Annotated in this window: 1 protein-coding gene and 1 pseudogene; both read right to left on the bottom strand. The window is 77.1% G+C overall.

What is annotated here, in order from left to right; translation table 11 throughout:
- Window positions 1-6: 6 nt before the first annotated feature.
- Window positions 7-9,324 (bottom strand): type I polyketide synthase, encoded by a 9,318-nt coding sequence (locus ACL03H_RS00500; protein WP_459561763.1) that lies wholly within the window; start codon window positions 9,322-9,324, stop codon window positions 7-9.
- A 47-nt stretch (window positions 9,325-9,371) separates the two neighbouring features.
- Window positions 9,372-12,464: pseudogene (locus tag ACL03H_RS00495) on the bottom strand (type I polyketide synthase); the annotation flags it as partial.
- Between the last annotated feature and the right edge of the window lie 74 nt (window positions 12,465-12,538).

The raw sequence follows: 12,538 nt of genomic DNA, 5'->3' as shown, positions 1-12,538 counted from the left end.
CCCGCCTCAGTCGCTCGTGCCGGAGGCCAGCCGCAGCAGGCTCTCGGCATCCATGTCGTCGATCGAGCCCGTCGGCGCCTCCTCGGCGGTCTCGTCGGACCCGTCCTCGTCCTCGGCCAGGCGCAGCACCGCGTCCAGCAGCCCGGCCCGGCGCAGCCTGCCGAGCGGGACGGTGGCCAGCACCTCGCGGATCCGGGCATCGGGATCCGCCGGGCGTTCCCCCGCGGTGTCGCCGAACAGCTCCGCCGCCAGGTGGGAGCTCAGCGCGGCGGGGTTCGGGTGGTCGAAGACCAGCGCCGCTGGCAGCGCCAGCCCCGTCGCGGTGCGCAGCCGGTTGCGCAGCTGCACCGCGGTCACGGAGTCGAAGCCCACGTCCTTGAACGCGCGCTGGGCCGGGACTCCGTCCGCGCCGTCGTAGCCGAGGGTGGCGGCGGCCTCGCCGCGGACCACCTCCAGCAGCGCGCGGGACCGCTCGGCCGGGGACAGCGCGGCGAGCCGCTGCCGCAGCGCCGTGCCGCCCTCGGGCGCCGCGGCCGGCTCGGCCGCCGCCAGCACCGCCGCCGCCTCGGGCAGCTCGGTCAGCAGCGGGCTGGGCCGGGCGGCGGTGAACCCGGGCGCGAACCGCTCCCAGTCCACGCGCGCCACCACGGCCGTGGCTTCCCCGCACGCGACGGCCCGGTCGAGCCCGTCCAGCGCCTGCTCGGGCCGCATCGCCGGGACGCCCTGGCGGCGCAGCCGCTCGCCGACCGCCTCGTCCGCCGCCATCCCGGCCTCGCCCCAGGTCCCCCAGGCCACCGAGGTGGCGGGCAGCCCGTGCGCGCGACGATGCTCGGCGAGCCCGTCCAGGAAGGCGTTCGCCGCCGCGTAGCCGGGCTGACCGCCGCTGCCCCAGGCCGCCGCTCCCGAGGAGAACAGCGCGAAGACGTCCAGCTCGTGCGCGCGGGTGAGCTCGTGCAGGTGCAGGGCGGCGTCCCGCTTGGCCCGCAGCAGTCCCGCGAGCCGCTGCTCGGTGAGCTCCCGCACCGGGGCGTCGCCGTCGGCGACCCCGGCGGCGTGGAACACGGCGCGCAGGTCGGGGATGTCGGCCAGCACCCGGGCGAGCCCGTCCCGGTCGCCCGCGTCGCAGGCCGCGACGGTCACCTTCGCCCCGAGCTCCTCCAGCTCGGCGGCGAGCCGGTCCGCGCCGGGCGCCTCCGGGCCCCGGCGGCTGGTGAGCACGACGTGCTCGGCGCCGCGCGCCACCGCCCACCTCGCGACGAAGGCGCCGACCCCACCGGTGCCGCCGGTGATGAGGGCTCCGCCCCGGAGCCGCGGCGAGCCGCCCCGCCAGGGCGCGGGACGCAGCAGCCTCCGGCCGAACCGCCCGGTGCCGCGCACGGCGACCTGGTCCTCCGCGCCGGACAGCGCCGCGCGCAGCTGCCCGGCGGCGGCCTCGTCGAGTTCGTCCGGCAGGTCCACCAGCCCGCCCCAGCTGCCGGGGAGCTCCAGCGCGGCCACCCGGCCCAGGCCCCAGACGGCCGCCTGCCCCGGGCGCACGTCCTCGCCCTCCACCGAGACCGCGCCGCGGGTGATCCACCACAGCGGGGCGGTGATCCCGGCGTCGCCGAGCGCCTGCACGGCGAGCACCGAGCCGGTCAGCTCCCCGGGAACCGCGCCCGGCCGCTCGACCGCGCTCAGCAGCGAGATCACCGAGCCGGGCTCCGAGCCCGCCACCCCGCGCAGGGCGGCGGCCAGCTCCGCCCGGTCCCGGGTCCGCACCGGCAGCACCTCCGCGTCCGGGCCGAGCGCGTCGAGCACGGCGGCGAGCCACTCGTCTCGATGCCCGGGTGCTTCGGGGACGAGGACCAGCCGCGTCCCGGGCGCCGCCTCGGTCCGCCCGGTGAGCCGGGTCCAGCCGATCCGGTAGCGCAGCGACTCCACCGCGGAGCGGTGCGCGGAGCGCTCCCGCCAGCGGGCCAGCGCGGGCAGCACCTCGGAGACCGCTTCCCCGCCGTCCACCCCGAGCTCGGCCGACAGCGCCGCCGGATCACCGCGCTCCACCAGCTCCCAGAAGGCGGCGTCCGGCGCGCCGTCCCGGCGGGGGCGCCGGGACAGCCAGTACCGCTGGTGCTGGAACGGGTAGGTCGGCAGGTCGAGCCGCGCCCCGGGTCCGCCGGTGAACGCGCCCGACCAGTCGACCCGCGCGCCGTGCGCGTGCGCTTCGGCCAGCGAGAGCAGGAAGCGGCGCGGGCCGCCCTCCTCGCGGCGCAGCGTGCCCAGCACCACCGCCGGGTCCGGGCACGCCGCGTCGACGGTCTCCTCCAGCGCGGCGCCCAGCACCGGGTGCGGACTGACCTCGACGAACATCCGGCGTCCGTCGGCGAGCAGGGCGCGGGTGGCGTCCTGCATCCGCACCGGGTGGCGCAGGTTCTCGTACCAGTACCCGGCGTCGAGGCGGGCGGTGTCGAGGCGGCCGCCGGTGACGGTCGAGTAGAACGGGACGGCGGCCGGGCGCGGCGCGATGGGCGCCAGCGCCTCGGCCAGCTCCTCGCGCACCTGCTCGACGTGCGGCCCGTGCGAGGCGTAGTCCACGTTGACCTCGCGGGCGCGGATCTCCCGGCGCTCGCACTCCGCCCGCAGCTCGGCCAGCGCCGCGGGCTCGCCGGAGACGACGACCGAGGACGGTCCGTTGTCCACGGCCAGCCCGATCCGCCCGGACCACGGCTCCAGCAGCTCGGTCGCCCGCTCGGCGGAGGTGGCCAGCGAGACCATGCCGCCCCGGCCGGCCAGCGCCAGCAGCGCCCTGCTGCGCAGCGCGACGACCCGCGCGGCGTCCTCCAGCGACAGCGCGCCCGCCGCGCAGGCGGCGGCGATCTCGCCCTGCGAGTGCCCGATCACGGCGGACGGGACGCAGCCCCAGGAGCGCCACAGCTCGGTGAGCGCGATCATCGTGGCGAACAGCGCCGGCTGCACCACGTCCACCCGCTCGGCCTCGTCCTCCCCGGTGAGCACCGCGCGCAGCGACCAGTCCACGTGCGGCGCGAGCGCCCGCTCGCAGGAGTCGATCGCGGCGGCGAACACCTCGGAGGACTCCAGCAACGCGCGACCCATGCCCCGCCACTGCGAGCCCTGACCCGGGTAGACGAAGACCGGTCCCGGCCCGCCCACGTCGGCGCCGAGCACTGCCGAGGCGGCGCCGCCCGCACCGGCCACGGCCGCGAGCCCGGTGGTGAGCTCGGCGCGGTCCGCGCCGAGCACCACGGCGCGGTGCTCGAAGGTGCCGCGCGAGTCCAGCAGCGCCCGGCCCAGCTCGGCCGGGTCCGCCTCGGCGGCGGTCGCGGCCAGCCGAGCGGCCTGCGCGCGCAGCGCGGCCTCGGACTTCGCCGAGAGGGTCCAGGGCACGATTCCGTGCCGCACCCCCACCGGTTCCCGCCGCGCCGCACCGGTCTCAGGGGCCTGCTCCAGGACGGCGTGGGCGTTGGTGCCGCTGATGCCGAACGCCGAGACCGCCGCGCGGCGCGGGCGGTCCCCGCCCGGCCAGGCGATCTCCTCGGCGAGCAACCGCACCTGCCCGCCGGACCAGTCCACGTGCTCGGTGGGGTGCTCGGCGTGCAGCGTCCGGGGCAGCAGCCCGTGCCGCAGCGCCAGCACCACCTTGATCAGTCCGGCGATGCCCGCGGTGGCCTGGGTGTGGCCGATGTTCGACTTCAGCGAGCCCAGCCACAACGGCTCGTCCCGACCCTGACCGTAGGTCGCCAGCAACGCCTGCGCCTCGATCGGATCACCCAGCGAAGTACCGGTCCCGTGCGCCTCCACGGCATCCACTTCGGACGGATCGAGCCCGGCCGCGGCCAGCGCGGAGCGGATCACCCGCTGCTGCGACGGACCGTTCGGCGCCGTCAACCCGTTCGACGCACCGTCCTGGTTCACCGCGCTGCCCCGCACCACCGCCAGCACCTCGTGCCCGCGCCGACGAGCCTCGGACAACCGCTCCAGCACCACCACCCCCACGCCCTCGGCGAGGCTCATCCCGTCGGCGCCCTCGGCGAAGGCCTTGCACCGCCCGTCGACCGACAGCGCACCCAGCCGGCTGAACCCGAGGAAGTCCTGCGGGCCGGCCAGCACCGTCGATCCCGCCGCCAGCGCCAGCGAGCTCTCCCCGGTGCGCAGCGACTGGCAGGCCTGGTGCAGCGCCACCAGCGAGGACGAGCAGGCCGTGTCCACCGTGACCGCCGGGCCCTCCAGCCCCAGCAGGTAGGCCAGCCGACCGGAGAGCACGCTGGCGGCGGCGCCGGTGATGAACTGCCCCTCGGTGCCGTCGTCGATGCCGAAGGCGCTGGCGCTGTGACCCTGGTGGGTCGCGCCGACGAAGACGCCGGTGGAGCTGCCGCGCAACGACTCCGGGTCGATCCCGGCGCGCTCCAGGGCCTCCCAGCCGGTCTCCAGCAGCAGCCGCTGCTGCGGATCCATCGCCAGCGCCTCGCGCGGCGAGATCCCGAAGAAACCGGCGTCGAACCCGGCCGGGTCGTCCAGGAAACCGCCGAGCACCGCGTAGGTCCGGCCCGCCCGTTCCGGGTCGGGGTCGTAGAGCTCCGCGACGTCCCAGCCCCGGTCGGCGGGGATCTCCGAGATCGCGTCACCGCCCTCGCGCAGCAGCCGCCACAGGTCCTCCGGGGAGGTCACGCCTCCCGGCAGCCGACATCCCATGCCGACCACGGCGATCGGCTCGTCCGCCGGTGCGGACGCGGTGGCCGCGCGGTGCTCGGACGCCCCGGTCAGCAGCTCGCCCAGGAACTCCGCCAGCGCCACCGGGGACGGGTGGTCGAACACGACCGCGGTGGGCAGCGCGGCGCCGGTGACGCGCACCAGCCGGTTGCGCAACTCCACGGCGGTCACCGAGTCGAAACCGAGCTCGCGGAAGGCGCGCCGCGCGGGGAGCCCCCCGCCACCGGGGTGCCCGAGCACCGCCGCCGCCTGCTCGCGCACCAGCTCCAGCAGCAGCGCGTCCCGTTCGGGCCCGGCCGCGGCCCGGACGCGCTCGGCGAACTCCCCGGTCCCGCTCGTGGTGGCCGCCTCCGCCGCGCCGATCTCCGGGATCTCGTCGAACAGCGCCGTCGCCCGCGCCGAGGTGAAGACCTGGTGGTAGGTGGCCCAGTCCACGTCGGTCAGCGCGAGCACCGAGGCGTCCTCGTCCAGCGCCCGCCGCAGCCCGAGCAGCGCCGTCTCCGGGTCGAGGACGCGCAATCCGGACCGGCGCGCGCCGTGCCGGTCGGCCGCGGCCAGCTCCGGGGAGTCCGGCCACTTCCCCCAGTGCAGGGACGTCGCGGGCAGTCCCCGGGCCCGCCGGTTCTCCGCGAGCGCGCCCAGGAAAGCGTTGCCCGCCGCGTACGCGGCGTGCTCGCGGCTGCCCCACATCCCGGCGACCGAGGAGTACAGCACGAAGGCGTCCAGCTCGGCGCCCAGCAGCTCGTCGAGGTGCCGGGCGCCGGCGACCTTGGCCCGGACCACCCGCGCGACCGCCTCCGGCGAGGTCTCCGCGAGGGTCTCCAGCTCGATGGTCACGGCGGCGTGCACGACGGTGCGCAGCTCGTGGCCCTCGGCGGTGAGGCGGTCCAGCAGCGCCGCCACCGCGTCCCGGTCGGCCACGTCGCAGGACTCCACCCGCAGCTCGGTCCCGCGCTCGGCGAGCTCGGCGACGAGCTCCGGCATCCCCTCGGCAGCCGCGCCGCGCCGCGAGGTGAGCACGATCCGCTCCGCGCCCCGCGCCGCCAGCCACCTGGCCAGGCCGGGGCCGATGGTCCCGGTGCCGCCGGTGATCAGCGCGGTGCCGCGCGGCGCCCACTCCCGCACCGGACGCGGCGCCTCGGCGCGCACCACCCGCCGGGCCAGCACCCCCCGCGGGCGGATCGCCAGCTGGTCCTCGCCCCGGGCTCCGGTGAGGATCGCGGCCAGCGCCTCCCCGGTGCGCGGGTCGGGCCCGGCGGGCAGGTCGACGGTGCCGCCCCAGCGCCTCGGGTGCTCCAGGGCGGCCGTCCAGGACACGCCCTGCACCTGAGCCTGCACCGGGTTGCGCAGCGCGTCCTCCGGTCCGGTGCGCGCGGCGTCCCGGGTGATCGTCCACATCGGTGCGTCGATCCCGGCGTCCCCGAGCGCCTGCACCAGCAGCACGGTCGACGCCAGGCCCAGCGGCAGATCCGGTTGCGCCGCGGCGGGTTCCTCGTCGAGGGCGAGCAGCGAGACGACGCCCTCGACCGCCCCGGCCCCGGCCAGCCGCCCGGCCAGCGCGGCGCGGTCCGCGTCCGCCTCGCCGAGCTCCAGCTCCCGCACCTCGGCGCCGCCCGCCGCCAGCGCGGCGGCGACCTCCGCGTCGGCGGCGCGCGCCGAGGACACCACCAGCCAGGTCCCCGCGAGGGCGGGGCGCGGCAGCCCGGTGACCTCGCGCCACGCGACCCGGTAGCGCCAGTCGTCGGCCTCGGCCAGCGCCCGGCGCTGTCTGCGCCAGCTCGACAGCGCGGGCAGCACGGCAGCCAGCGCCCGCTCGTCGACGTGCAGGTGCGCGGTGAGCGCGTCGGCGTCCTGGCGCTCGACCGCGGTCCAGAACTCCGCGTCGGCCGGATCGCCGCCGGATCGCGCGGGCTCGGTCCAGAACCGCTCGTGCTGGAAGGCGTAGGTGGGCAGCGGCACGATCCGCCCCTCCGGCAGGCCCGCCGCGAGGTCGACCTGGACGCCCCGCGCGAACAGGGCGGCGGCCGAGGCGAGGACCCGGTCCAGCCCGCCGTCGTCGCGGCGCAGCGTGCCGGTCACGACCACCCGCGCCGCTCGCGGCTCCGCGAGCTCCTGCACCGCCGGGCCGAGCACCGGGTGCGCGCCCACCTCGACGAACGCGCGGTGTCCCGACTCCAGCAGCGCCTCCACCGCCGGGCCGAAGCGCACCGGTTCGCGCATGTTCCGGAACCAGTACTCCGCGTCGGTGCACGCGGTGTCCAGCCACTCTCCGGTGACGGTGGACAGGAAGGGGATCCGCGGGGTGGCCGGTTCCAGGTCGGCGAGCTCGGCCAGCAGCTCCTCCCGCAGCGGCTCCACGAGCGGGCAGTGCGAGGGGTAGTCCATGTCGACCCGCCGCGACCGGTGCCCGGCGGCGGTGAGCTCCTCGCGCAGCGCCTCCACCGCCGCGACCGGCCCGGAGACGGCCACCGAGCCCGGACCGTTCAGGGCGGCCAGCGCCAGGTCGCGCCCCTCGATCAGCCGCTCGACCTCGGCGGCGGGGAGCGCGACGGACAGCATCCCGCCCGTCCCGGCCAGCCGGCGGCCGATGAGCCGGCCGCGCCGCGCGATCAGCCGAGCGCCCTCCCGCAGCGACAGCGCCCCGGAGACGACGGCGGCGGCGACCTCGCCCTGCGAGTGGCCGACGACCGCGTCCGGGGTGACGCCGTGCGCTCGCCACAGCTCCGCGAGCGCCACCATCACCGCGAAGGTCGCCGGTTGCTGCACCTCGTCGTGCTCCAGCCCGGGCGCCCCGGGTTCTCCGCGCAGCACGGCAGTCAGCGACCAGTCCACGAATTCGGCGAGCGCCCGCTCGCAGTCGGCGAGACGGGCGGCGAACACCGGGGACTCGTCGAGCAGCCGGGCCCCCATGCCCGCCCAGGCCGCGCCCTGGCCGGGGAAGACGAACACGACGCCGCCGTCGACCTCGGCCGCGCCGTCCACCACCGCGGGGTCGGTCTCCCCGGCGGCCAGCGCCCGCAGCGCGTCCCGGCGCTGCCCGAGTTCGGAGCCGAGCAGCACGGCTCGGTGCTCGAACAGGGACCGGGAGCGCAGCAGCGAGCGCGCGACGTCCACCGGATCGGGCGAGCCGGATTCCAGGGCGCGGGCGAGGCGATCGGCTTGGCCGCGCAGCGCCCGCTCGGTCCGGGCGGAGAGCACCCACGGCACCACGCCCGCGCCCCCGGTGCCCACCGGTTCGGCGTCCACCGGTTCGGCGGGCTCGACCGGCGGGGCCTGCTCCAGCACCGCGTGCGCGTTGGTGCCGCTGATGCCGAAGGAGGACACCGCGGCCCGGCGCGGCCGCTGCCCGTCCGGCCAGTCCACCTGGTCGGTCAGCAGCCGCACCGCGCCCGAGCTCCAGTCCACGTGCGGGGAAGGCGTCCCGGCGTGCAGCGTCGGTGGCAGCAGCCCGTACCGCATCGCCTGGACCACCTTGATCACCCCGGCGACCCCGGCCGCCGCCTGGGTGTGGCCGATGTTCGACTTCAGCGAGCCCAGCCACAACGGCTCGTCCCGCTCCTGACCGTAGGTCGCCAGCAACGCCTGCGCCTCGATCGGATCACCCAGCGAAGTACCGGTCCCGTGCGCCTCCACCACGTCCACATCGGACGGTCGCAGTGCCGCGCTCTCCAGCGCCTGCTCGATGACCCGCTGCTGCGCGGGACCGTTCGGCGCCGTCAGCCCGTTCGACGCGCCGTCCTGGTTCACCGCGCTGCCCCGCACCACGGCCAGCACCTCGTGCCCGCGCAGACGAGCGTCGGACAACCGCTCCAGCACCAGCACACCCACGCCCTCGGACCAGCCGGTGCCGTCGGCCTCCGCCGCGAACGCCTTGCAGCGACCGTCCGCCGCCAGCCCGCCCTGCCTGCTGAACTCCACGAACAGCGAGGGGTCCGACAGCACCGCGACCCCGCCGACCAGCGCCAGCGAGGACTCCCCCGCGCGCAGCGACCGGGACGCCAGGTGCAGCGCGACCAGCGAGGACGAGCAGGCCGTGTCCACCGTGAGCGCGGGCCCGCGCAGACCCAGCGCGTACGCCAACCGCCCGGACAGCACGCTGGAGGCGGTCCCGGTCATCGCATGGCCCCGCGAGTCCTCGGCGACGGCCTGCGCACGGCCCCAGTGGTAGGCGCCGACGAACACCCCGGCCTCGGTGTCGCGCAGCGCGTCCGGGCGGATGCCGGCGCGCTCCACCGCCTCCCAGGAGACCTCCAGCAGCAGCCGCTGCTGCGGGTCCATCGCCTGCGCCTCGCGCGGGGAGATCCCGAAGAAACCGGCGTCGAACCCCGCCGCGTCGGCCAGGAAGCCGCCCGCGTCGGTGGCGCTGTCCCGCCGCAGCCGGCCCAGGTCCCAGCCGCGATCCTCCGGGAACCCGCCCACCGCATCGCCGCCGGAGCGCACCAGCTCCCACAGGTCATCCGGGGACGACACGTCCCCGGGGTAGCGGCAGGCCATCCCGACGATCGCGATCGGCTCGCGCTCGCGCCCCTCCAGCTCCTCGATGCGCTTGCGGGCGTGGCGCAGGTCGACGGTCACGCGCCGCAAGTAGTCGACGACTCTGTCCTGCTGGTCTTCTGGCACCGGTCCGTCCTCACATCGGCTAGCGCGGGCTGGGGATGAGCGGTGGCTCAGGCGACGAACTCCTCATCGATGAGGTCGAGCAGCCGGTCCACCGACGCCCCGGCGATGTCCTCGTCCGCCGCACCGCCGGGCGAACCGTCGCGCAACCGCGCGGCCAGGCCGTCCAGCCGCTGCGCCAGCCGCTCGCGCTCCTCGGGGTCCTCCGGGCCCCCGTCCAGCCGCTGCTCCCACCGGGCCAGCTCCGCCGCGAGCGAGTCGTCGGCGGCCAGCCGCTCCTCCAGGTGCGCCACCACCGCGCGCGGCGTCGGGCGGTCGAAGACCAGCGAGGTCGGCAGCGCCAAACCCGTCGCCGAGCCCAGCCGGTCCCGCAGCTCCACCCCGGTCAGCGATTCGAAGCCCATCTCCTTGAACACCCGCCCCGGGCCGACCCGCTCCGGGTCGCGGTGCCCGAGCACCGCCGCCGCCTCGCTGCGCACCAGCTCCAGCAGGAACCCGGCCCGCTCGGCGCGCGGCAGCCGCTCGAAGCGCCCGGCGAAGTCGGCCAGCACCGGTTCGGCCGCGCGCGGCGGCGCGGGGGGCGCGTCAGTCCCCCGGGTGGGCCAGAAGCGCTCGCGCTGGAACGGATAGGTCGGCAGCGACACCGGCCGCGCGCCCGTGCCGGCGAACAGCGCCCGCCAGTCCACCGGCACGCCCACCACGTGCAACCGCGCGAGCGCGGTCACCCAGGCCGCCTCCTCGTCCCGGTCGCGCCGCAGCGCGGGGACCACCGCGACGGGCCCCTCGGGCACGGAGTCCCGCACCATCGCCGAGAGCACGCCGTCCGGTCCCAGCTCCAGGTAGCGGGTGGCGCCCGCCGCGTGCAGCGCGGCGACACCGTCGCCGAAGCGCACCGCTTCGCGCGCGTGGCGCACCCAATAACCGGGATCGGCCAGCTCGCCCGGCCGCGCGTGCGCGCCGGTCAGGTTCGACACCACCGGGATCTCCGGCTCGGCGAAGGACAACGCCGCGGCCACCGCGCGGAACTCGTCGAGCACCGGCTCCACCAGCGGCGAGTGGAAGGCGTGCGAGACGCGCAGCCTGCTCGTCTTGCGGCCCAGCTCGGTGAAGTGCTCGCCGAGCGCGGAGACCTCCACCGCCGCACCGGACACGACCACCGATTCCGGCCCGTTCACCGCCGCCAGGCCCACTCGCGGGGTCAGCAGCGGGAGCACCTCGTGCTCGGCCGCCTGCACGGCGAGCATCGCGCCCCCGGCGGGCAGGTCCCGCATCAACCGGCCCCGGGCGGTGATCAGCCGCGCGGCGTCCGGCAGCGGCAGCGCGCCCGAGACGTGCGCGGCGGCGATCTCGCCGACCGAGTGACCGCCGACGTGGTCCGGGCGCACCCCGTGCGCCTCGGCGAGGCGGTACAGCGCGACTTCGAGGGCGAACAGGGCGGGCTGCGCGTAGCCGGTGTCCTCCAGCAGCGCCGCGTCCTCGCCCCACACGACCTCGCGCAGCGGTCGGTCCAGGTGCGCGTCCACTTCGGAGACCACCGAGTCGAAGGCAGCCGCGAACTCGGGGAACCGGGCGTGCAGCTCGCGCCCCATGCCGAGCCGCTGCGAGCCCTGGCCGGAGAACAGCACCGCCAGCGAGCCCGGCCCGACCTCGCCGCGCGCCACCTCGGCCGCGCCCTCCGGCCCGCTCAGCAGCACCGCGCGCCGCTGGAGCGCACCGCGCCGGGTCACCAGCGACCATCCCACGTCCACCGGCTCCGCTTCGATGCCGGCGACCGCGTCCAGCAGCGCGTCCAGCGAACCGGCGGAGCGCGCCGACACCGGCAGCGGGATTGCGGCGGGCCGCACCGAGCGCTCCGGCTCCCGCTCGGGCACGGGTTCCGGCGGTTGTTCGAGGACGACGTGCGCGTTGGTGCCGCTGATGCCGAAGGAGGACACCCCCGCGCGGCGCGGCCGGTCCGCGCGCGGCCACGGCGCGGCGTCCGCCAGCACCTCCACCGCGCCCGAGGCCCAGTCCACCCGGGAGGTCGGGGTTCCGAGGCCGCGGATCCCCGGCACCCTGTCGCGCCCCAGCGCCAGCACCACCTTGATCAATCCGGCCAGCCCGGCGGCGGCCTGCGCGTGCCCCAGGTGCCCCTTGACCGACCCCAGCAGCAGCGGGACCTCGCGGTCCTGCCCGTAGGTGTCCAGCAGCGCCGCGGCCTCCACCGGATCGCCCAGCGCGGTCCCGGTCCCGTGCGCCTCCACGACGTCCACATCGGCGGCGGTCAGCCCCGCGTCGGCCAGCGCGTCGGTGAGCACCGCGCGTTGCGCCGCGCCGCTCGGCGCGGTGAGCCCGGCGGAGCCGCCGTCCGAGTTGATCGCGCTGCCGCGCAGCACCGCCAGCACGTCGTGCCCGTGCGCGCGGGCCCGCGACAGCGGCTCCAGCAGCACCGCCCCGGCGCCCTCGGACCACGCGGTCCCGTCCGCGTCGGCGGAGAACGGCTTGCACGTCCCGTCCGCGGCCAGCCCGCCCTGCCGCGCGTAGCCGACGAAGGAAGCGGGCGTCGCCATCACGGTCACCCCGCCCACCAGCGCCAGCGAGCACTCGCCCGCCGCGATCGAGCGCACCGCCGTGTGCAGCGCGACCAGCGAGGAGGACGAGGCCGTGTCCACGGTCAGCGCCGGGCCGCGCAGGCCCAGCAGGTAGGCCGGCCTGCCGGAGACGACGGCGGGCGAGCAGCCGGTCACGAGGTGCCCGCTCACGTCCTCGGCGGCGCCCTCGGCGGCCACCGCGTAGTCCTGGCCGTGCAGGCCCGCGAACACGCCGGTCCGGCTCCCCCGGATCGACTCCGGGTCGATCCCGGCCCGTTCGAACGCCTCCCAGGCGACCTCCAGCAGCACCCGCTGCTGCGGATCCATCGCCAGCGCCTCGCGCGGCGAGATCCCGAAGAACTCCGCGTCGAACTCGGTGGCCCCGTCCAGGAAACCACCGGCCCGCACCGGACAGCGCTCGCGGAGCCCCGCCAGGTCCCAGCCCCGGTCCCGGGGGAAACCGGAGGACGCGGCGGAATCCGAGGTGACCAGCTCCCACAGGTCTTCCGGGGAGCGCACCCCGCCGGGGAAACGACATGCCATCCCCACCACGACGACGGGGTCGGCCGCGATCGGCTCGGCCGCGAAGTCGTCACCGGCCGGGCTCGTCTGGCGCGGGATCGTCATGCGCTGCACCACCTCTGGCA

This window comes from Saccharopolyspora antibiotica (assembly GCF_047200635.1).
Classification (GTDB): domain Bacteria; phylum Actinomycetota; class Actinomycetes; order Mycobacteriales; family Pseudonocardiaceae; genus Saccharopolyspora_C.
This window is presented reverse-complemented; position numbering and strand designations above follow the sequence as displayed.